This window comes from Streptomyces sp. NPDC051987, assembly GCF_040680735.1.
Taxonomy (GTDB): domain Bacteria; phylum Actinomycetota; class Actinomycetes; order Streptomycetales; family Streptomycetaceae; genus Streptomyces.
The window spans coordinates 39814-61621 of sequence record NZ_JBFAXI010000027.1 but is presented as its reverse complement, the minus strand read 5'-3'; the positions used below and the strand labels follow the sequence as shown (position 1 = coordinate 61621).

General features: G+C 73.0%; 12 protein-coding genes, 1 tRNA gene and 1 pseudogene. 10 read left to right on the top strand and 4 right to left on the bottom strand.

Annotated features, from left to right (window positions below; translation table 11 throughout):
- Positions 1 to 55: 55 nt before the first annotated feature.
- Positions 56 to 2257: a YfjP family GTPase gene (locus AB0M11_RS17080; RefSeq protein WP_365706076.1), complete on the bottom strand. Its 2202-nt coding sequence runs from the start codon at positions 2255 to 2257 to the stop codon at positions 56 to 58.
- Between the two features lie 3 nt (positions 2258 to 2260).
- Entirely contained in the window at positions 2261 to 3868 is a 1608-nt protein-coding gene (locus AB0M11_RS17075; protein ID WP_365706074.1) for a dynamin family protein, read from the bottom strand.
- A gap of 321 nt (positions 3869 to 4189) precedes the next feature.
- On the opposite strand from AB0M11_RS17075, the gene AB0M11_RS17070 reads away from it, so the two are divergent.
- A tRNA-Arg gene (locus tag AB0M11_RS17070) sits at positions 4190 to 4265 on the top strand.
- A 41-nt stretch (positions 4266 to 4306) separates the two neighbouring features.
- On the opposite strand, the pseudogene AB0M11_RS17065 reads toward AB0M11_RS17070, so the two are convergent.
- Together AB0M11_RS17065 and AB0M11_RS17060 are read right to left on the bottom strand one after the other, a co-directional pair.
- Positions 4307 to 4606 (bottom strand): annotated as a pseudogene (locus tag AB0M11_RS17065) (transposase); the annotation flags it as partial.
- A 366-nt stretch (positions 4607 to 4972) separates the two neighbouring features.
- Entirely contained in the window at positions 4973 to 5551 is a 579-nt protein-coding gene (locus AB0M11_RS17060) for a TetR/AcrR family transcriptional regulator (protein ID WP_365706072.1), read from the bottom strand.
- 92 nt (positions 5552 to 5643) lie between these two features.
- Here AB0M11_RS17060 and AB0M11_RS17055 point away from each other — a divergent pair, with 92 nt between their 5' ends.
- From AB0M11_RS17055 to AB0M11_RS17015, 9 genes are all read left to right on the top strand, one after another.
- Positions 5644 to 6090 carry a DUF1772 domain-containing protein gene (locus AB0M11_RS17055; RefSeq protein WP_365706070.1) on the top strand — a complete coding sequence of 149 codons (447 nt, stop codon included), beginning with the start codon at positions 5644 to 5646 and terminating at the stop codon, positions 6088 to 6090.
- A 304-nt stretch (positions 6091 to 6394) separates the two neighbouring features.
- Entirely contained in the window at positions 6395 to 10384 is a 3990-nt protein-coding gene (gene eccCa, locus AB0M11_RS17050; RefSeq protein WP_365706068.1) for a type VII secretion protein EccCa, read from the top strand.
- A 94-nt stretch (positions 10385 to 10478) separates the two neighbouring features.
- Positions 10479 to 11873 carry a type VII secretion integral membrane protein EccD gene (gene eccD, locus AB0M11_RS17045; RefSeq protein ID WP_365706066.1) on the top strand — a complete coding sequence of 465 codons (1395 nt, stop codon included), beginning with the start codon at positions 10479 to 10481 and terminating at the stop codon, positions 11871 to 11873.
- A 12-nt stretch (positions 11874 to 11885) separates the two neighbouring features.
- The gene (eccB, locus tag AB0M11_RS17040; RefSeq protein ID WP_365706064.1) at positions 11886 to 13412 is read left to right on the top strand and encodes a type VII secretion protein EccB; all 1527 of its coding nucleotides are present in this window, start codon (positions 11886 to 11888) and stop codon (positions 13410 to 13412) included.
- Positions 13413 to 13416: 4 nt separating this feature from the next.
- Positions 13417 to 16944, top strand: coding sequence for a hypothetical protein (locus AB0M11_RS17035; RefSeq protein ID WP_365706062.1), 3528 nt, complete (start codon positions 13417 to 13419; stop codon positions 16942 to 16944).
- Positions 16941 to 20399, top strand: coding sequence for a right-handed parallel beta-helix repeat-containing protein (locus AB0M11_RS17030; RefSeq protein ID WP_365706060.1), 3459 nt, complete (start codon positions 16941 to 16943; stop codon positions 20397 to 20399). Before AB0M11_RS17035 ends, AB0M11_RS17030 begins: the two co-directional genes overlap by 4 nt.
- A 157-nt stretch (positions 20400 to 20556) precedes the next feature.
- Complete coding sequence (locus AB0M11_RS17025) at positions 20557 to 20898, top strand: WXG100 family type VII secretion target (protein WP_365706058.1); 342 nt, start codon at positions 20557 to 20559, stop codon at positions 20896 to 20898.
- 54 nt (positions 20899 to 20952) lie between these two features.
- Positions 20953 to 21240, top strand: coding sequence for a WXG100 family type VII secretion target (locus AB0M11_RS17020; protein WP_123973434.1), 288 nt, complete (start codon positions 20953 to 20955; stop codon positions 21238 to 21240).
- Between the two features lie 6 nt (positions 21241 to 21246).
- Positions 21247 to 21789: a hypothetical protein gene (locus AB0M11_RS17015; RefSeq protein ID WP_365706056.1), complete on the top strand. Its 543-nt coding sequence runs from the start codon at positions 21247 to 21249 to the stop codon at positions 21787 to 21789.
- Positions 21790 to 21808: the final 19 nt, after the last annotated feature.

The window sequence follows — 21808 nt, the reverse complement described above, 5'->3', positions numbered from 1 at the left end:
CCCGGGCGGAGCCTGCCTCCCCCGGGCGGAGCCTCCCCCGCCCCGCGCCGCTCCGTCAGCGCACCCCGGCGCTCGCCCCCGTCACCCGCCCGTACTGCTCCCGCACCTCCTGGTAGCGCAACAGCTCCGCGGCCACCGGGTCCAGTACGCGGGCCCGGCCGCAGCCGGCCGCCGCCTCCCGGAGCCGGCGTTCCGCCTCCAGGCCGTACCGGCGGGCCGGTCCGCGGGCGGCGATCCGGCAGCCCCACTCGACCAGCGGTCCGCCGGCGATCCCGGCGACCATCAGCAGCACCGGAACGCCCAGGTTGGGCGCCATCACCCCGGCGATCTGCCCCACCAGCCACAGCCCGCCGAGCACCTGAAGGAGCGTCATGGCGGCCTGGGCGAGCACCGCCACCGGCCACCAGCCCGGCCGCGGTGGCCGCCCCGGCGGCAGCCCGGCCCGTGCGGCCAGCTCGTCGAGCGCCTCGGGAAGGCCCTGCGAGCCGCGTACCGCCGCCTCGCGCACCGCCTGCGCCCAGGGCGCAGGCAGCCCGGCCGAGGCACGCTCGGAGACCGTGCGCACCGCCTGCTCGACGCGCTGCCGCGCCGCGGCCTCCTCCTCCGGCTGGGCCTTCTGCAGGCGGCCGGTCGGCGGCTCGCCGCGCTTCTGGTACCAGCGCAGCAGTCGCAGCCAGGGTGTGCCGCAGGCCCGGTTGGCATTGCGCCGCCAGGCCCGTTCGGCGGCCTCGCCGGCGGCGGTGGCGCCGACCGCGTCCGCGAGCCGCGCCGCGAACTCGTCGCGCGCCTCCTCGCTGAGTCCGGCGCGCCGCCCGGTGGCGTAGACGGGCCGCAGCCGGGCCGCGGCGGCGTCCACGTCGGCGGCGACACGGCGGGCCGCGGCGCCCCGCTCGGACACGAACTGGCCGAGCACTTCGCGCAGTTCGCCGACGCCGTCGCCGGTGAGGGCGGACAGCGCGAGCACGGTCGCGCCCGGGTCGCCGTACTCGCCGAGCGCGATGCCGTCGTCGTCGAGCAGTCGGCGCAGGTCGTCCAGGACCTGGTCGGTGGCCTCGCCGGGCAGCCGGTCGGTCTGGTTGAGGACGATGAACATGACCTCGGCGTGGCCCGCCATGGGCCGCAGATAGCGTTCGTGGAGGACCGCGTCGGCGTACTTCTCGGGGTCGACGACCCAGATCACCGCGTCGACCAGTTTCAGGATCCGGTCGACCTGTTCGCGGTGCTGAACGGCGGCCGAGTCGTGGTCGGGCAGGTCGATCAGGATCAGGCCGCGCAGCTGCGCGTCCGCCTCCGGGTTGTGCACGGGGCGGCGGCGCAGCCGGCCCGGGATGCCGAGCCGGTCGATCAGGGCCGCGCTGCCGTCGCTCCAACTGCACGCGATGGGCGCGGCGGTGGTGGGCCGGCGTACTCCGGTCTCCGAGATGGCGACCCCGGCGAGCGCGTTGAACAGCTGGGACTTGCCGCTGCCGGTGGCGCCGGCGAGGGCGACGACGGTGTGCTGGCCGGAGAGCCGGCGCCGGCTGGCCGCCTCGTCCAGGACCCGGCCGGCCTCGGCGAGGGTGGCGCTGTCGAGGCGGGTGCGGGAGAGGCCGACGAGCTCGCGCAGGGCGTCGAGGCGGGAGCGCAGCGGGCCGTCGTAGGCGAGCGGGGCGGGGGGCGGGGCGCCGGGGCCGCGGGTCTCCAGGACGGGAACGGCGGCTTTCGCGGTCTCGGTGACGCGGCGGGCGATGAGGCCGTCGTCCCAGACGTCGTCGGCCGAGGCCGGATCGTCGTCGGCAGCGGCGGCTTCGGCCTCGGCAGCGGCAGCGGCAGCGGCAGCGGCAGCGGCAGCAGGGGTGTCGGCGGCCGGGTCCCGTCGCTCCCGCACGCGCGCGTGCGGGACGTTCTCCGTTCCGGCGGCGGAGGCGGGCGCCCCCTCGACGGCCCCGGCCTCCTCGACGGCCTGCGCGGTTCCGGCGGCTTCGGAAGCCTGGGGACTCCCGGTGGCCCTGCGCGTGTCCGCGGCCTCCTTCGCCTCCCTGGGCACCCGGGGCTCGCCGGACGCTCCGGACGCTCCGGACGTTTTCGACGCTGTGGACGCTGCGGACGCCCTGGGCTCCGTCTCGGCCCCGTCCCGGCGCTTCCGGCCGGTGTCCGGTGCGGAGTCCGCCGCGGTCAGGCCGGTCCCGAAGTCGCCGGCGTAGTCACCGGTGTAGTCACTGGTGTGATCCATGTGGTCCATGCGATCCGTGTGGTCGTGGTCAGTGACGGCGGTCACCGGTCACCTCTCCTTCTGCAGGACGGACAGGGCGGCGATGAGTTCGGCCTGGGGTTCGGGGTGCACGTCGAGTGCGTCCAGGGGGGCGATGCGGCGCTCGCGTTCGGCGTACAGGACCCGGTCGACGTGCTCGGTGAGCAGCCGTCCCGCCCGGTCGCGCAGCCGCAGCGCGCCGTGGGCGCCGATGCGCTCGGCCAGCCGCTCCCCCGCCACCCTGGTGCGCCGTCCGCCGAGCAGCGCGGTGGCCACCAGGGCGGCGACGGCCTCGGGGTCCGGGGCGACGCTGCGGTCGAGCTCGCGCACCTCGTCCTCGGCGTACTCCTCCAGCTCGCGCCGCCAGCGCCGGACGGCGAGGCCGATGCGGTGCTCGGCGCTCTCCGGGGAGGGGTCGCGGTCGCCGAGGCCGGGAGCGGCGGAGGCCGGTTCGCGGCGCCAGGCGTCGTCGACGCGTTCGTCGGCGGCGGTGACGGCGCACAGCAGCAGCGCGGCCAGGCTCTCCACCAGGGCGTCCAGGAGTTCACCGGCGGTGCAGTCCAGGGGGTAGGCGCGCCAGCGCTTGAGGGCGTCCCCGGCCAGGACGGCGCCGCTCTGCAGGCGTCCGCGCACGCGCGCGTGCTCGCTGTCGTACGCCGTGTCGACGGCGGAGGTCAGGCGCAGCGCGGCGGCGTACTGGGCGGCGGCGGCAGCGGCCAGCTCGGGCATGCGGGCCTTGAGGGAGTCGAGGAGGCCGTGCGCGGTGCGGGCCAGGGTGTGGCTGCGGGCGCCGGGGTCCTGGGCCTGGTGGAGGAGCCAGGCGCGCAGCGGGGCGACCGCGGTGGCCGGGAGCAGCCCGCCGCCCCAGGCCGACTCGGGCAGCTCGGGCACGGTGAACCGGGGTACGTCGCCGAGTCCGGCCTTGGTGAGGAGGGCGCCGTACTGCCGGGAGACCTCGGAGACGACCGTGTGCGGGACCCGGTCCAGGACGGTCACCAGGGTGGCGTCGTACTCCTTTGCGGTGCGCAGCAGGTGCCAGGGGATGGCGTCGGCGTAGCGGGCGGCCGTGGTCACCATCACCCAGATGTCGGCGGCGCAGATGAGCTCCGCCGCGAGGACCCGGTTGTCGACGACCAGGGAGTCGATGTCGGGGGCGTCGAGCAGGGCGAGGCCGCGCGGGATGCTGTCCGCGGTCTCGACGCGCAGCATGCGCGCGGGGTTCTCTCCGGGAAGGAAGGGGTCGTCGCAGGGCTCCTGACGTGGTACCCACTCGCGGGTGAGGTCGGGCAGCACGCGCATGCCGCTGAACCAGTGATGGTCCTCGGGATGGCAGACCAGGACCGGCGTGCGGGTGGTCGGCCGCAGCACGCCGGCCTCGCTGACCCGGCGGCCCACGAGTGAGTTGACGAGGGTCGACTTGCCGGCGCCCGTGGAGCCGCCCACGACGGCCAGCAGAGGCGCTTCGGGCTCTCTGAGGCGGGGCACCAGATAGTCGTCGAGCTGGGCGAGGAGTTCGTCGCGGTTGGCACGCGCGCGTGGAGCCCCCGCCAGGGGCAGCGGGAAGCGTGCGGCAGCGACACGGTCGCGCAGGGCGGAGAGTGTGTCGAGCAGCTGAGGCCGTACGTCCAAGGTCACCACATGCGAAGAATGCCCAATTTTAGGGGAATTCTGAAGCATATAGACATGTCTGCGTGCCGACAGGACACAACGGGCGCAAGGGGCGACTGGGACGGAGGCACAGTCCAGGCATAACGAGTGCACAACACCCGGTGCGCCAGGCGCCAAAAGCGATGCACGATTCGTACCTGCCTGCGATTATCAGGACCGCTTCACCGAACCTCCACATTGAGCCACGGAGGCGAAGCAACAGGGACACGGATCGGGGAGTTCTATCCTTGTCCCCGGCAACGTCACGGACCCGCCCCCACCAGGGCAGTCCGTACACGGCCAGCACAGCCGGCCCCCGTAGCTCAGTGGATAGAGCAGGCGCCTTCTAAGCGCTTGGCCGCAGGTTCGAGTCCTGCCGGGGGCGCCACTGGCTCACTCGCGACCAAGAGGTCGTTTTCTCTCGTTGTTTCATCCCGGTATGCGGATTTGATCCGGTGATCTCATGGCGCGCCAGGAGATGGTGTTCCCTCCGGTGGGGCGGCGGGCCATGAGGTCGGTCATGGCGAGGTGGATCATGGCTTCGGAGCGGGCGGGGAGGGTCTCGTAGTCGCGGGCGAGGCGGCGGTGGAGCATGAGCCAGCCATAGGTCCGTTCCACGGCCCAGCGTTTGGGTATCGGAGTGAATCTGCTGGTTCCGGGGGTGCGGGCGCTGATCTCCATGTCGATGCCGAGAGCGGCGGCGTGCTCGACGAGGTGCTTGCGCCCATCTCGCCGGACCCCTGAGCGGCGCCGACCCCGACCTGCCCGTCCTGCTTCTGGCACACCAGCCCACGTTCGTCGACCGGGCGGAAGCGGGCGGGGTCGACCTCCAGCTCTCCGGCCACACCCACGGCGGCCAGATCTGGCCCTTCCACCACCTGGTCCGCATCGACCAGCCCCTCCGCGCCGGCCGCAGCCGCCACGGCGCCCGCACCCTCCTCTGCACCAGCCGCGGCACCGGCTTCCGGGGCCCGCCGTTCCGCGTCTTCGCCCCCGGCGAGATCACCCTGCTCGTGCTCCGCTCCCCGCAACGGCCCGCCTCGGCACAGCCGGCGTCCGGGGCGGGTACCGAGTGGGGAGCGCCGGGCCGTCGCGTCAGATCACGGCGAGCCGGTCCACCAGCAGCTCCACCCTCGGCTCGGCGTACTCGGGCAGCAGGCGGCCCGCGCGGGTCAGGGTCGCCAGGCCGTGCAGGGACGCCCAGAACACCTCGGTGAACAGCCCCGGGTCGACACCGTCGCCGGCGACCTCGCCGAGGCTCTCCAGAAGGGCGGCGAAGGCGTCCTTCAAGGGCTGCGGGGTGTCCTCCTGTGCGTAGGCCAGGCCGCCGTCGAGCTGGAACAACGCGTCGTAGACCGCCGGGTTGCGTGCGGCGAAGTCGAGGTAGGCGCGGGCCAGGGCGGCGACCCGGGCGCGCGGGCCGTCCGCGGCACGGGTCGCGGCCCGTAGCAACACGGCCAATTCGGTGGCGCCCTCCAGGGCGACGGCGCCGATGATCTCCCGCTTGCCGCGGAAGTGGCTGTAGAGGACGGGCTGGCTGTACTCGATGCGCTCGGCGAGGCGGCGGGTGGTGACCGCGTCCCAGCCCTGCTGCTCGGCGAGTTCGCGGGCCGTCGCCACGATGAGGCGTTCGCGGGCCGCACGTTCGCGTTCCTTGCGTTCCTGTACCGACATGACTTCACCCTAGCACTGCTAGACATCCGAGCGACAGCAGCACTAGTGTTGCCTCATCCGCTAGCAACGCTAGCCCAACTGGAGGGATCGTCATGCTCGACACACTCGAGGTCGTCACCACCGTCGTCGTCGGCCTGATGGTGGGGGTGGAGTTCTCCGTCGCCTTCATCATGAACCGGATCCTGGACGCACTTCCCGAGGACAGCGGCCAGCTCGGCCACGCCCACGGTGGCCGGATGCTCGGCGCCCTGATGCCGTTCTGGTACATCGGCTCGCTCGCCCTCAGCGCGATCTGGGCCATCGCCGGATGGCACCGTCACGGCGCCGGACTCGTCGTCACCGCCGCCGGACTGCTGATCGTCAGTGTGGTCATGTCGATACTGCTGCTCGTCCCGATCAACAACCGGAACAAGACCTGGACCCCCGAGAACCGGCCCGCCGACTGGAAGGAGCAGCTGGACCGCTGGGGCCGCTACCACTACGTCCGCGTCGCCGTCCTGATCGCCGCCTTCACCCTGCTCGCCGCCGCCCTCGTCTGAGCCGTGCCCCGTTGACGGAGTGAGGAACTTCAACGGCCCTCAGGGGGAGTTGGGCGGATTTCACCCGCCGCATTTCAGCCAAGTCCCCCAACTCCCCATAGCTACAAGGAGTTAAAAAATGAAGCAAAGTTTTCCCGGGAGGCATACATAACATCAAGGTAAGTTCATCTGACAAAAATTTCGTAGGCTTAGGATCAGACCAACGGGGGCTGCCAACTCCACTTGTTGAACCGATCAACACCTGTCGAAACATCCCGCGTTGCCCGGGGATCGATGGGCATGCACGCGCTAGAGAGGTCACATATTGAGCACCGTGGTGGCCAAGCGATCCTCGCGCGCGGAGGGTCCGCAGTTGCCCGAGGGTCAGATCGAACTGGCCGAGCCACCTGTTCTGGGGGAGCCGGCCAGCGCCGACTTCGGGTCGGCGCTGATGTACCTGCCGATGGGGCTGGGCACCGGTGCCATGGTCCTGATGTTCTCCATGCGCAGTGCCGGGCCGACGACGTACCTGATGTCCGGAATGATGGGCGTCGCCATGGTCAGCATGACGCTGACCCAGATCGGCCGGTCCAGTTCCGAGCGCCGCCGCAGGATGCGCGCGGAACGCCGTGACTATCTGCGTTATCTGGCGCAGAAGCGTCGTCAGGCCCGTCAGGCCGCCGCCCAGCAGCGGTCCGCCCTGCTGTGGGACAACCCCGATCCGGGACAGCTGTGGGCACTGGCGATGGGCACCCGGTTGTGGGAACGCCGCCCCGCTCATGGGGACTTCGCCCGTGTCCGTATCGGACAGGGCATCCGGCGGGCGGCGTTGGAGTTCCTGCCCCCGCAGACCAAACCGGTGGAGGATCTGGAGCCGCTGACGGCCATCTCGCTGCGGCGGTTCACCAAGGCGCATCAGACGGTGCCGCGGCTGCCGATCCCGGTCGCACTGCGCCGCTTCACCAGCGTGGAGCTCGCGGGCGAACCGGAGCCCGCGCTCGCCCTGCTACGCGCGATGATCGGTCAGCTCGCGGTGTTCCACTCCCCCGACGAGTTGCGGATCGCCGTACTGGGTGGAGAGTCGGCGCGGGACGAGTGGGACTGGCTCAAGTGGCTGCCGCACAACGCCCATCCGAGCGAAGCCGACGACGCGGGTCCGGTCCGGCTGGCGGCCGAGGACCACGACACGCTGCTGGAGCTGCTGGGCACGGACGTCCGCGACCGCCCCGACCACGACCCGGACGCCTCCCCCAGCGTGGCCGAGCCGTTCGTGGTGATCGTGGCGCAGGGGATACGGCTGCCGGAGACCTCACGGCTGCTGCACGGTGGGCTGCGCAACGTCGTTCTGCTGGACGCGACCGGCGCGATGACCGGTGGCCCGAAGGTGCTGCGGCTCACGGCACACGGCACGAGTGTCGCCTTCCCCTCCGGTGACGACACGGTCACCGCCGAGGCCGACGCGCTCAGCCGCACCCAGGCCGACACCCTGGCCCGCACCCTGGCGCCGATGCGCACCAGCGGCAGCGTCGACCTGACGGACCAGGCGCTGGACTCGGACTTCGACCTGACCGCCCTGCTGGGCATCCGCGACCCGCGCACCTTCGACGTGGCCGCCAAGTGGCGCCCGCGGCAGGCCCAGTCGGCCCGCCTGCTGGTGCCGCTGGGTGTCACGGAGGACGGCGAGGTCGTCGAGCTGGACATCAAGGAGTCGGCGCAGGGGGGCATGGGCCCGCACGGCCTGCTCATCGGTGCGACCGGTTCCGGCAAGAGCGAACTGCTGCGCACGCTGGTGCTGGGTCTCGTCGCCACCCACTCCTCCGAGGTCCTCAACCTGGTGCTGGTCGACTTCAAGGGCGGCGCGACCTTCCTGGGGATGGACCGGCTGCCGCACACCTCGGCAGTCATCACCAACCTCGCCGACGAGATCCATCTCGTGGACCGGATGCGCGACTCCATCAACGGCGAGATGATTCGCCGTCAGGAGCTGCTGCGCGACTCCGGGTACTCCTCGCTGTTCGACTACGAGAAGGCGCGGGGCGCCGGGGCGAACCTCACCCCGCTGCCGTCGCTGCTGATCATCGTCGACGAGTTCTCCGAACTACTGGCCAGCAAACCGGAGTTCGTGGACCTCTTCGTCTCCATCGGCCGCCTCGGACGCAGCCTCGGCGTGCATCTGCTCCTCGCCTCCCAGCGCCTGGACGAAAGCCGCATCCACAAGGTGGAGGGCCATCTGTCCTACCGGATCGCCCTGCGTACCTTCTCCTCGATGGAATCGCGCAGCGTCATCGGTGTCTCCAGCGCCTATGAACTGCCGTCGGCACCGGGCAACGGCTATCTGAAGGTGGACACGACCAACCTGGTGCGTTTCAAGGCCGCGTACGTGTCCGGCCCCGCGCCGGAGCCGGTGAGCGAGGCGGAGCAGAGCGCCGAACAGGCCAGGGCCGCCCAGGAGATCACCGTGTTCGGCCTGGCGCAGCAGGGCATGCTGCTGTCGGAACGCACCGAGGAACACCTCGCCGAGCTCAGGCCGCTGCGGTCCGCCGAGCGCGAGGAGCCCGCCGGGCCGGCCGCGGGCGCCGAGCAGAGCGAGGAGAGTCTGCTGGAGGTGCTGATCGGCCGGCTGGAGGAGAGCGGCCCGCCGGCCCGCCAGGTATGGCTGCCTCCGCTGACCGAGTCCCCGAGCCTCGACCAGCTGCTGCCCGGTATCGTCCCCGACCCGGTGCGCGGTATGAGCGCTGCGGACTATCCGGCGCTGGGCTCGCTGCGGGTGCCGCTGGCCATCGTCGACCGGCCCTTCGAGCAGTTGCGTGAGCTGCTGGTCGCCGACCTGTCCGGCGCCGACGGTCACATCGGTCTGGTCGGCGCCCCGCAGACCGGCAAGTCGACCATGCTGCGCACGCTGATGATGTCCCTCGCGCTGACCCACACCCCGGAGGAAGTGCAGTTCTACTGCCTCGACTTCGGCGGCGGCGGCCTGGTCTCCACGGCCGGTCTGCCCCATGTCGGCTCGGTCGCCACCCGTCTGGAGCGCGACCGCGTCCTGCGTACGGTGGCGGAGCTGACGCAGTTGCTGGAGAAGCGCGAGGAGGAGTTCACCTCACGCGGCCTGGAGTCGATGACGGCCTACCGCGCGCTCAGGGCCACGGGCGAGATCAACGATCCCTACGGCGACGTGTTCCTGGTGGTCGACGGCTGGGGCACCCTGCGCCAGGACTACGAGGACCTGGAGCCGCGTGTCATCGACATGGCCGCGCGCGGACTGTCGTTCGGTCTGCATGTGATCGGCTCCGCCGTGCGCTGGTCGGAGATCCGTCCTCGCCTGCGGGACCTGCTGGGCACCAAGTTCGAACTGCGCCTCGGTGACTCCATGGAGTCGGAGGTCGGCTCCCGCACCGCCGCGACCGTCCCGCACCAGCCGGGCCGCGGTCTGACCGCGGGCGGTCACCACTTCCTGTCCGCCCTGCCCCGGCTGGACAGCTCCGGCGAGACCGCCGACCTCACGGCCGCCACCAAGGCGGCGGTGGCGGAGATCGACACCTTCTGGACCGGCCGTACCGCACCCGGCGTGCGCCTGCTGCCGACCCGCCTTCCGGTGAACCAGCTTCCGGAGGCGGAGGGCGATCTGCGGGTCTGCCTGGGCTGGGACGAACAGCGGCTGGAGCCGGTCTGGCACGACTTCTCGGTCACCCCGCATCTGATGGTGTTCGGCGACGGGGAGACCGGCAAGACCAACGCGCTGCGTCTGATGATCCGTTCCATCACCTCCCGCTACACCCCCGACGAGGCCCGCATCATGGTCGCGGACCCCGGCCGGGGACTGCTCACCTCGGTGCCCGAGGAGTACCGGGTCGGTTACGTCGTCGACGGCGACGCCCTCGCCCAACTCGCCACCAGCGCCTCGGTCTCGGTCGGCAAGCGGGTGCCGGGGCCGGACATCAGCCCCGAGCAGTTGGCCCGCCGCGACTGGTGGGAGGGGCCACGGCTGTTCGTCCTCCTCGACGACTACGACCTCTTCTCCGGCACCCCGGGCGCGCCCTCGCCCATGGCACCGCTGGTGCCCCTGCTCGCACAGGGCCTCCACATTGGCATGCACCTGGTGGTCGCGCGCAGCACCTCCGGCGCCGTCCGCGCCATGATGGACCCGGTGCTGCGCCGGCTGTGGGAACTGGGCAACCCCGCGCTGCTGTTCTCGTATCCCAAGGAGGAGGGCAAGTTCCTCGGCGAGGCCAAGCCGCGCACCCTCCCCTCGGGCCGGGCCCAGCTCGTCACCCGCCGGTCGGTCAAGCTCGTACAGACCGGACTGGTGACCCCGTGACCCGACACCCGGAACCGCGCCGGTCCCCAGCCGCCCCACACCGCCTCTCGCCGCTTCCGCCCGCCCCCCACCACCGCACCACAGGAGCAGCACGATGACCTCACCGCATGCGGTCACCGCACCGGCCTCGGAGGTGTGCCGGGTGACGGTGGTGGGTCCCACCGGCCGGTCCGACCTGGCGATCCCGCTCACCACACCGGTCTCCGCGCTGCTGCCGGTGCTGGTGCGCCACGTCACCGAGGACACCGCCGACCGGGGTAGGCCCTGGGTGCTGCAACGGCTCGGCGAGGAGCCACTCGACGTCGACGGCACCCCGGCCACGCTGTCCCTGCGCCACGGCGACGTCCTCCATCTGCGGCCCGCCGAGGAGCCGTTGCCCGCGCTGCACTTCGACGACGTCGCCGACGGTGTGGCGCAGGCCGTGGACGCGCTGCCGGGCCGCTGGCGCCCGGAGCTGACCCGGAGGCTCGCGCTGGCCATGGCGGTGCTGGCCCTGCCCGCGCTGGCCGCCGCCCTGCTGGGGCTGGGCCCGGGGGTGCCGACCGCGGCGGGCACCGGGGTGATCGCCGTACTGCTGGCCGCCGGCTGCGTGGTCGCCGCCCGGCTCGGCGCCGACCGGGGCACCGTGCTGGTGGCCGGCCTCGGCTCGCTGGCGTTCGGCGCACTCGCCGGACTGGCGGTCCGTCAGGGCCCGCACGGTGGCTACGCACCGGGGATGCCGGGGGTGCTGGCCGCGGCGGCCTGTGCGGTGGTGCTCTCCGTCAGCCTGCTGGCGCTGCGTCCGCTGCCGCTGGTGGTCCCCGGCACCGTACTGCTGACCGCGCTCGCCGCCGCCGTGGGCATCGGGCTGATGCGGGCGGCCGACTGGCACGGCGCCCAGGCGGTGTCCGTGGTGGCGGTCGCGATGTTCGTACTGGGCCACTTCGGGCCCCGGCTGGCCCTGCGTACGGCCCGGCTGCGCGTCCCCCGACTGCCGCACAACGCGGAGGAGTTGCAGGAGGACATCGACCCGGAGCCACAGGAACGGGTGGAGAGCCGGGTCAAGCTGGCCAGCGCCTACCTCGACACCCTCAGCCTGTCCTCCGCGCTGGTCTACGCCGGTGCCTTCTGGTACATGACACGTGGCACCGGCTGGATCGGCTGGCTGCTGCCGCTGGTGTTCGCCGGTGCGGTGCTGCTGCGGTCGCGCGGCCTGAACCGGACCGCGCAGCGGGTGCCGATGGTGGTGGCCGGAGCGATCGGACTGATCACGGTGCTGCTGACCCGGTTCGCCCTGGCGGGTACCGGAGCCCGGGTGGCCGTGGTGGCCGTGCTGCTCGCGGCGGTCGCCGCCCTGCTGACGGCGGCCTGGCGGCTGCCGCGCGGACGGCTGCTCCCGGTGTGGGGCCACAGCGGCGACCTGCTGGAGACGTTCACCGCCATCGCGTTGCTGCCGCTGCTGCTCCAAGCCCTGCACGCGTACTCCTACTTCCGCTCGCTGGCGAGCTGAGGGGGCCGGAGCGTGCAGACACGACGCGATCACATGCAGGCGTACCAGTTCGCCATGGGCCGCCTCGCCACCGCCCTCGTCAGCGGCGACCCCGGCCGCGGCGACAGCCCCACCAAACGTGCCGCGCTCGGCACCTTCTTCGGCGCCGGCATCGTGGTGCTGCTGTGCGCGGGATTCCTCGTCTACGGGAAGCTGTCGCCGGTGACCACTCAGGCGTGGCGGGAGCCGGGCTCCATCATCGTGGAGAAGGAGACCGGAAACCGCTACCTCTACCTGGACGGACAGCTGCGCCCGGTACGCAACTACGCGTCCGCCCTGCTGCTGACCGGCCACGGCACCGTGCGCACCGTGCAGTCCAAGGCGCTGGCCGACGTGGCGCACGGCGCCCCGGTCGGGATCAGCGGCGCCCCCGACTCCCTGCCCACCCCGGCGGCCCTGCTGCCGTCGACCTGGACCGACTGCCTGCGGCCGGATCTGCCGTCCGGCCGGGTCGTCGACTTCGCGCCGGGTGACCGGGCCACCGCCTTCCCCGCCGGCCGTCAGCTGCTGCTGAAGGCGCCGGACGGCAAGCGGTACCTGCTGTGGCGGGGCACCAAGTACCCGGTGCCGTCAAACGCCACGCTCATCGCGCTCGGACTCGACGGCGACCGGTCCATCGCCGCGCCCGCCGCCTGGCTGGCGGCCGTGCCGACCGGGGCCGTCCTCGCTCCGGCGAAGCTCGACGGGGCCGGCAAGGCCGGCGGGCAGGTCGCCGGGCAGCCGGCCGCCGTGGGCCAGTTGTTCACCACGTCCGCGGCGGGCGCCAAGCGCTCGTACGTGATGACGGCCGACGGCGTGGCCCCGGTGAGCGCCACGGAGGCCGCGCTGCTCGCGGCGCAGCACGGCGCGCCCGCACCGCGTGAGGTGTCGGCGACCGACATCGCCGCCGCCCGTGTCTCCGCCGACCAGTCCCTCACCGACGCTCTGCCGGACGTCCTCAATGCCCCGGCCGCCGACACCTCCGCGCAGGCGGTGTGCCTGCGCGAGACGGCCCAGGGCATCCGGCTGAAGGCCACCGTGGCGGTCGAGGGGGGTGCCGCGGCGACCGGCAGCCGGCAGGTGCTGGTGCCGCCGTCGCACGGGGTGTACGCAGTCGACCAGCAGCAGGTGGCGGCCCGGGCGACGCATCCGCTGACCTACCTCGTCACCGACCGGGGCATCGCCTATCCGCTGGGCGACTCCGCCGCCGCGCAGGACCTCGGCATCGGCGGCGCCAGTGCGGTGCCCCTGCCGGAGGCCCTGCTGGCTGTGCTGCCGCGCGGGCCGGAGCTGGGCCGCACGGTGGCGGCGCTGACCGTGAACGCGGCGGCGCAGGACGGAAGTTCGGCGGACTCGCCGTCGTCCACGAGCGGTCTCGGCGGGGCGCAGGGAACGTCGGCGAAGGGATCGTCGGCGAAGGGATCGTCGGCGAAGGGCGTCGCACCCGCTGCGGGCACCGCTCCTGTTCCCTCGGTGAGCACGGACCCGTCACCCAACGGCCACTCGGCGCGGGTGGGGTGAGCGGATGCGTATCCGAGTGGGCGCCGTGCGGGCGGCAGGGACAGGTCTGCAGTGCCGCGTCGTGGGGCACGCGCTGCTGATCCATCCCAAGGGCGAACCCGACCCGCAGGCCGCCGCGTTCGCCGCGGGGCTGGCGCCGGATCCCCAGCACACCGTGGCCGTGGTGGACCTGCCGTTCGGCACGCTGGAGGACTCGGCGGACGCGGTGGCACGCCTGCTGGCCCACCGTGGTCACAGCCTGCGCCTGGTCTTCGGACGCGCCACGCCGCAGGAGTCGCGGCGCACCGCCCAGCGGATCGCGGACCGGCTGGACCGGCTGGTGCTGGCCCCGGACGGCGAGGTGCTGCCGACCGACGGCGGCGGCCTGTTCATCCCCAGTGAGCACGGTGCGGGGTGGCTGAGCTTCCGTCCGGGCCACCCGGCGAAACGCGACTCCCGGCGCTTCCCCAAGCCCCGCTGGGAGTTCTCGACCTTCGACCGTCCCTGGGCGACCAGCGGCCATGGCCTGGTCGAACCCGTCCCCAGCGGCGTGTGGGTGCGCAGCCCGTACCTCCCCGACTCCCCGGAGAGCGGCCAGCGGCTGGTCGACCGTCTGCCGAGTCACCCCGAGATCCTCACCGTGGTCCTCGGCAGCCCCGGCGGGCCTCCCGTCACGCTGTCGGACGTGGCCCGGCTGTGGGACACCGTCCTGCCGTCCGCGCGCTCCTGGGTGCGTTTTCTGCACCTCGGGCCGGTCGCGCTGCCCGAGGGCGCCGAAGCGCTGGGCCAGGAACTCGCCGACGCCCTCGGCCAGCAGGTGGTGCTGTACACCGGCGTACCCGTCTCGGCGCGCGTCGGTCTCGACTCCCCCGAGGTGGCCTCGCTGCGGCCGGACGGCACGCTCGGCCACCGGCCGTTCGTCAGCGAGTTGATGTACTTCCCGCGGACTGGCGACACCCCTGCCCCACCCGCCCTCTTCGGCCTGCGCCGGCCGCTCGTCGAGGTGCCGGAGATCTCCGCCGGCGTCTACGAGTACGCCCACGACGCGGTGCTGGAGGTCGTGCAGAGCGGACTGTGGATGCGCCCGTCCGTCGAACCCGTGGGCAGTGACGCGGTACGGCGGATACCGGCGGCGCCCGGCTATGCGGCCATCCTCTACGACCGCAGCACCCCCGGCGCGGAAGACCGTATGCGCGCGCTCGCCGAGGACATGCTGTGGAAGCTCGACCCGGACCGCCGCGTGGGCTTCACGGTCGTGCCCGCCGACGCGCCGGGCGTGGCGGCCGGTGTGCCGGACGACGCCTATCTGTGGTCGCCGCAGGACCCCGCGGCCTACGGCCCGCAGCGGGTCGCACCGCCCCTCACCAGGCAGCGCCGCCCGGTCGACGTCGCGCCCTGGGCCCCGGCGTCGACGGGCCGGCCGCAGGAGGGACGGGAGCGCGCCGCCGTCCCGGCCGGCGCCCCCGGCCGGGCGTCCGCGCTGAACCAACTCGACGAGTCACCGGCCGTTCGCGTCGCCGGCAGGAACGACGCTGCCTCGGCGGTCGCGCCTGCCCCGGCGCCCCAGGCCGCCCGTACCGAATCCGACGTACCGTCGGTCGCCCTGCCCCGCACGGAGTCCGACGCCGGCCGGTCCGGGGCGGACGGGGACGAGACGAGCGGTGCGGCCGCCCGCGTGGCGACGGTGGCCACGGAGGCCGGGAGCATCGCACCCCGTCCGCGCCCGGACGCCCCGCACGAGCCGCCGCCCACCGGCAATCCGCTCCCGATGCCCCCACCGGCGCCGGACGCCACGCGGGGTCCGGTACCGCCCGCGCCTGCCCCGAACGGTCCGGTCACGCCGTCCCGCCCCAAGCTGCCCAAGCTGACCGCCCTGACCACCGTCTCCGAGCCGGCACCCGCAGGTGAGCCACTCCGGGTACCCCCACCCGCGCGGGGTCCGGTACCGCCCGCGCCTGCGCCCGCCCCGAACGGTCCCGTCACGCCGGCCGACCCCGAGCTGCCCACCGTGCCCGAGCCGGCGCCCACAGGTGAGCCGGAGGCTCCGGTCGAGCCGCCGCGGACCGCCCCGCGCCCCGCCGCCGCGCCCGACCGTACCGACACCGGCGACACCGGCGGCTCCGGCGGCTCCGGCGGCTCCGGCGGCTCCGGCGGCTCCGGCGAGCAGCCGACGCCTGCCCTCCGGCCGGAGCCGCCTGTTCCCGCCCCGGAGTCCGGCCGGGAGTCCGGCCCGACTTCCGTACCCGCGAACACCCAGGTGACGGCACCGGACGCCCCGGACGCCGAGCCGGGTGTCCCGCAGGCACCGGACGCACCCGACACGCAGGCCCGGCAGCCCCAGCAGACTCCGTCGTCGGCGCCGGACGGGCCGGCAGCCGCCGTGCCGCAGGACCCGGAAGCGCCGCGGACGCCGCCCTCCGACCCTCAGGCCCCTCAGGCTTCCCAAGCGCCCGTGCCCGCCGTACCCAAGCCGGCGGCCCGGGCCGTCCCGGCCCCGGCACGGATGATCCGGCTGGAGTCCGACGCCCCGGCCGCCGCTCCCGCACGGCCTGCCGGTCCCGGTCCCGCGCCGGTGCCCGACGGCTCCGGCGGCCCGGTCACGCCTTCCCTCGCACCGGCCGCGTCCGACGGGCCCGGGAGCGCCGTGCCGCCCGCCGCCCCGGCGGCCGGAGCGGGGGTAAGGGTCCAGCCGGTGCCCAAGGGCTCCGCCTGTGCCGTGCTGCCGGAACGCGGCACGAGCAAGGAACGTGACTGGGTGCGGCGCACCTTCAGCACGCAGTACAACGCGGTCGCGGGCACGGTCTCACGGGTGATGTCGGAGTCCCCGGGGCTGCGCGGCGGCAGTCGGAGCGAGGCGGCCGACGCCCTCACCGATCTGGTGGCCGTACGGCTCTACCTGTCCGGCGACAGCCGGCAGGTGGACGACGCGGTGCGGTCCGCGCAGGTCGGCCCGCACGTCCCCCTGGCGCGCTGTGTGGCGGCGGGGCTGCGCAGGCTGCCGTCCTACCGTGGCGCGGCGCTGTTGCGGGCCCCCGCCACCGCCATGGAGCGCGGGTGGTACCGGGAGGGCCGGCTGACGACCGAGTGGGCGTTCTGCACCGCGTACAGCGCGCCGCACCCCGGTCCGGAGAACGGCACCGACTTCCTCATCTGGTCGATGACGGCCCGCCGTACCAGCCTGATCGACCCGTCCGAGCCGTACCGGGTGGTGTTCCTGCCCGGCACCACGTTCAAGGTGCTGCGCCCCTCGGACGGTGAAGGGCCCGTCCTCATGCGGGAGTTGTCGCCGTCGGAGATCGCCTCCGACGGCACGGTGGACGTCCAGCGCGTCCCGCTGGACGAGATCGCCCTCGACGGTCTCGAGCGTGCGGCGGGCGCGTTGAGCGCCAACGACGCGGGCGCCTCCGCGGCGGCCACAGACGACGAGCAGGGCGGCACGCGGCCGGAGGAACGCTTCGGCACGCCCCCGGGCCTGATCGGTGCGGCACAGCCGCGGCGTCCGCGCGGCGACGGCGGCGACATGAGTGCGTCTGACAAGGGAGCGAAGCTGTGACCCGGCCCGTGCTACTGGTGTCCCCGGACCGTCCCGGTGCCTACCGCGCCATCGCCGAAGCCCTGGCGGACGCCACCGACGGCGCGCTGATCACCGTCTCCCCCGGGCGGTACGACGAGACGCTCTACATCACCCGCGCGGTGACACTGGCTGCCGAGGGCACGGGCGGCCCGGTGGAGATCTCCTCGGCCTCGGGCAGCACCGTGGTGCTGGAGGCGGAGGCCGTGCAGCTCACCGGTCTGAAGCTGTCCGGCACCGACCGGGAGGCACCGGTCCTCGACGTACGGCGCGGGCAGGCCGCGCTCGACGGGTGCCAGATCTCCGGCGAGGCGTGGGCCGCCGTGCTGGCCTGGCAGGACGGCGTGGTCGCGCTGCGCGACTGCCACATCACCAACGCCCAGGGCGCCGGCATCGTGATCGCCTCCGGCGGCGGCAACGTCGTGGAGCGCTCGCGTATCCAGGAGGTCGGTTCGTCGGCGGTCGTGGTGGCCGAGCACGGCCGGCTGACGCTGCGTGAATGCCAGTTGGACCGGGCCCGCGGCAACGGAGTCTGTGTGAACGGACAGGCCACGGCGGTGGTGGAGGCCACCCGGATCTCCGGCTGCGGCAAGCCCGCGCTGGCCGTGGAGCAGAACGCCCGCGCCGACCTGACCGAGGTGGAGGTCACCGGGAGCGCGGCGCTGGACGCGTATCTGACGAGCACGGCCGAAGTGGCGCTCACCCGCTGCTCGTTCTCCGGTTCGGGGGGACAGTCGGTGCACGTCGGCGGCGGCAGCGCACCGGTGCTGCGCGACTGTGTGATCTCCGGTGCCGGGCGCGAAGGCGTCCATGTGGCACCCGGCGGGCGTCCCCGGCTGGAGGGCTGCCGTGTCAGCGGTACGCCGACCGGCCTGCTGGTGGAGGCCGACGGACGCGCCGAAGGCGCCGATCTGACCGTGCAGGGCGCCGGGACGGTCGCCGTGCACGCGCAGGGCGGTGAGGTGGTGCTGGAGCGGCTGAAGACCGAGGGCGGCAATGGTGCCGCGCTGCGTGCGGCGGGGCCCGAGGCCCGGCTGACCGTGCGGTCGGCCGAGCTGGCCGTCGGCGGACCGGTCGCCGTCGAGCTGGAGGAGAGCGCTTCCGCGACGCTGTCGGCGGTACGGGTGCGCTCCGGCGGCGGCACGGGGCTCGCCCTCGCCTCGGGGGCGCGTGCCGAGGTGGACGGATCGGCCTTCTCCGGCTGCACCACGGTCGTCGGCGCCGAGGCCGAACTCACCGTGCGCGAGAGCGAGTTCACCGGCTCCGACAGCGACGGCCTGCGGGTCACCGGGGGCGGCGCGGTCACCGCGGTGGGCTGCCGGGTCAACGGCGCACGTGGCCATGGCGTCCATGTACAGGCCTCTTCGCGGGCCGAGTTGACCAACTGTGCCGTCTTCGACAACGGCGGCGACGGGGTGCGCTGCAACACCGACGAGCCGGTGCGGGTGCACGACTGCGAGGTGCGTGACAACGGCGGTGTGCCGGTGCACCAGCTCAAGTCCGGCCGGGTGTCGGTGGAGCGGGTGGACACCGGCGGTGCCCCGTCCGGCCGTACGGTCACCAGCGCGGACGCGCTCGGCGGTGCGAGCGGCCAGGAGAGCGGTCCGCAGCCGCAGGGGGCCCGTCACACCGGTACCGGCCCGCTGGCGGAACTGGAGGCGCTGGTCGGTCTGGAGAGCGTCAAGCGCGAGGTCACGGGCCTGATCAACCTCAACAAGATGACGCAGCGCCGCCAGGAGATGGGCCTGCCGATGCCGCCCATGAGCCGGCATCTGGTCTTCGCGGGGCCGCCCGGCACCGGCAAGACGACCGTGGCCCGCCTCTACGGTGCGGTCCTCGCGGAACTGGGCATCCTCAGCCAGGGCCACATCGTGGAGGTGGCCCGCGCCGACCTGGTGGCGCAGATCATCGGCGGTACCGCGATCAAGACGACCGAGGTCTTCAACAAGGCGCTCGGCGGCGTGCTGTTCATCGACGAGGCGTACACGCTGACCAACCAGTCCCGTGGCACCGGCCCGGACTTCGGTCAGGAGGCAGTCGAGACGCTGATGAAGCTGATGGAGGACCACCGCGACGAGGTCGTCGTGATCGTCGCCGGGTACTCCGCCCAGATGGACCAGTTCCTCGCCTCGAACCCCGGTATGGCCTCCCGGTTCGCGCGCACCGTGGAGTTCCCCAACTACAGCCCCGAGGAACTGGTCACCATCGTCAGGGGGTTGTGCGCCAAGCACTACTACGAGCTGTCGGAATCGGCGCTGGACGCGCTCGACCGCTACTTCGAGGACGTGCCGAAGAGCGACACCTTCGGCAACGGGCGGGTCGCCCGGCAGGTCTTCGAGGAGATGATCAGCAAGCAGGCGTCCCGTCTCGCCGCCGAACCGCCCCAGGACGACAACGAGTTGTCCCGGCTGACCGGCGCCGACGTGATCACGGTGCCCGCCGACCAGGCCGGTGCGAAGGGCGACGTGGGAGCACCGTCTGCGCGTACCGGTCAGGCCGCCGCCCCGACGCGGCAGCCGGGCCCCGCCACCGGGGCGGCAGGCCCGTCCGCGGGGCTGCGGAAGCTGGCGGCGATGACCGGTCTGGACACGGCCCGGGCAGCGCTGCGCAACCGGCTGGAGGCGCTGGTGGAGGCACAGGCGCAGCCGGGCCGGCCGATCTCGGCACAAGCCAATGTGGTGCTGGAGGGCCCGCTGGGCAGCGGCCGACGGGCGCTGGCCCGAGCGTACGGACGGTGCCTCACGGAGGCCGGGCTGCTGACCACGGGCACCGTCCACGAGGTGCGGCTGTCGGCCCTCCCGGCGCGCTGGCCGGAGCAGCCCGCCTACCGGCTGGCCACGGCCCTGGAGGAGGCGGAGGGCGGACTGCTGGTGCTGAACCTCGACGACGCCTTCGGCCGCCGCCCCCAGGCCGAGCGTACGGCGGTGCTCGACGGGCTGGCCCGATTGGCCGCCACCCCGGGTGGCACGGTGCTGGCGCTGTGCGGACCGCCCGCCGGACTGCGGGAGCTGACCCGCGAACGCGGCGAGATACTGCACGAGTTCGCCGAGTACCTCCGGCTCGATCCCTACACCGCCGACCAGGCCATCGCGTTGGTGAGGCGTCAACTCCACGGTTTCGGGTTCGAGTTGTCCGACGAGGCGGCCAAGGTGCTGGCCGCCTCCTTCGAGGCCTCGCCGCCACGCGGGGGCGCCTGGGAGGCGCGCCGCCTGGCGGAGCGGCTCGCGGCGTCCGCCCGTACCCGTACCGTCTCCGCCTCGGATCTCCCCCAGCCTCCGGCAACGCCCGACACGGCGCCCGACGCGGCGCCCGACGCGGCGCCCGTCCAGGCGCCCGCCGCCCCGGCGCCGCCCGCCTTCGCCGCGGAAGTGGCGAAGCCGACACCGGGCCAGGCGGAACCACCGCATCAGCAAACGGAGTCTCTGGTGCGGACATGAGAAACGTCCGCCACTGCCGGGTCGCGCGATCCTTCGACGCGATGCGGCGGCCGGCGGGTGAACCCCCCACCATCCGGCGCGGATGTGCTCCCTGCCTGGGAGCGACATCGCTGTCATCGGCTCCGGCCGACGCCGTAGGACAAGAGAGGACCACACCATGGCACTGACGTCAGTCGAACTACAGGGAATGACCGCCGCCCAGGGCAGCTTCCAGACCGCCCTGGACGAAACCACCGGCTCCTACGCGCAGATGGACGGCCAGATCGAGGGTCTGCGGGCGAGCTGGAGCGGCGAGGCCGCGAACGTCTACCACAACGCCATGCAGGAGTGGCTGAACGACTTCGACAAGGTGAACCAGGCGCTGCGCACCATGCTGGAGAAGCTGGCGCAGAACACCAACGTCTACGCCAACACCCACGAGAACACCCAGCAGCAGGCGCAGCAGGTAGCGCAGCAGATGGCCTCCGGCAACATCGGCCTGCCGGGCTTTCCCTCCTGACACAGCGTCACTGACCGACACACCAGCCGCCCCCACGAAGGAGCCGGACAGAAGATGGCCACGTACACCGTCCAGATGGAGCAGGTCGACTACATCGTCGGCGAGATGAACTCCATCACCCAGCGCATCAACCAGACCCTCGCCGACCTCGACAACCAGGCGAAGGTGCACCTGAGCGAGTGGACCAGCGACGCCCAGCAGACCTACGCGCAGGTGAAGGCGCAGTGGGACGCGGCCGCCGCGGACATGACCCAGAAGGCCGCCGCCGCCACCCAGATGCTCGGCACCATCAACGAGTACTACTCGAGCGGTGAGCGCCAGGGCGTTCAGCTCTGGGGGTGATCCGAGATGCCGGCCACCCGCCCTCATAACAACAATTCGTCCACTACGACGCCCCAGCACTACGACGGCGGCACGACGATCGCGGCCGGGCACGGCAATGTGCCCCCGGCCTCGACCTTCACCCCGCCGAACGTGCCCGGTGGTTCGGGCAACCCCGGTAGTGGTACCAGCGTGGACACGCCGTCGATGCTGTTGTTCGCCAACAACATCGACAAGCTGATCCAGCCGACGCGGGACGCCGCCAACGCCCTGCAGAAGGTGCAGGTCGAACCCGGCGCGTTCTACCACGCGAACCAGATCCGGACCAAGGTCAACGGTCCGAACGCCGACGCCGGGCTGAAGGAGCAGTACATCAAGGTCTTCCAGGACCTCGCCCAGGGCCTGGGCGATCTGCGCGACGGCGTGAAGGCGCTGGCGCAGCAGTACACCACTCTGGAAGACGCCGGGCACATGAAGGCCACGGATCTGCAGAACGCCATGCAGACCACGACCAGTGACTTCACCAGCCTGGTGACCGACGCCGGCGGGTCCGGCGGCGGAGCGCATTGACCGACGGTCCTCCCGTCCC

Bases quoted from the DNA above. Each gene is read 5' to 3' on its own strand.
- AB0M11_RS17020 (WP_123973434.1), top strand. From the start codon at position 20,953: ATGGCCACGTACACCGTCCAGATGGAGCAGGTCGACTACATCGTCGGC.
- AB0M11_RS17060 (WP_365706072.1), bottom strand. From the start codon at position 5,551: ATGTCGGTACAGGAACGCAAGGAACGCGAACGTGCGGCCCGCGAACGC.
- AB0M11_RS17055 (WP_365706070.1), top strand. From the start codon at position 5,644: ATGCTCGACACACTCGAGGTCGTCACCACCGTCGTCGTCGGCCTGATG.
- AB0M11_RS17025 (WP_365706058.1), top strand. From the start codon at position 20,557: ATGGCACTGACGTCAGTCGAACTACAGGGAATGACCGCCGCCCAGGGC.
- eccD (WP_365706066.1), top strand. From the start codon at position 10,479: ATGACCTCACCGCATGCGGTCACCGCACCGGCCTCGGAGGTGTGCCGG.
- AB0M11_RS17015 (WP_365706056.1), top strand. From the start codon at position 21,247: ATGCCGGCCACCCGCCCTCATAACAACAATTCGTCCACTACGACGCCC.
- AB0M11_RS17035 (WP_365706062.1), top strand. From the start codon at position 13,417: ATGCGTATCCGAGTGGGCGCCGTGCGGGCGGCAGGGACAGGTCTGCAG.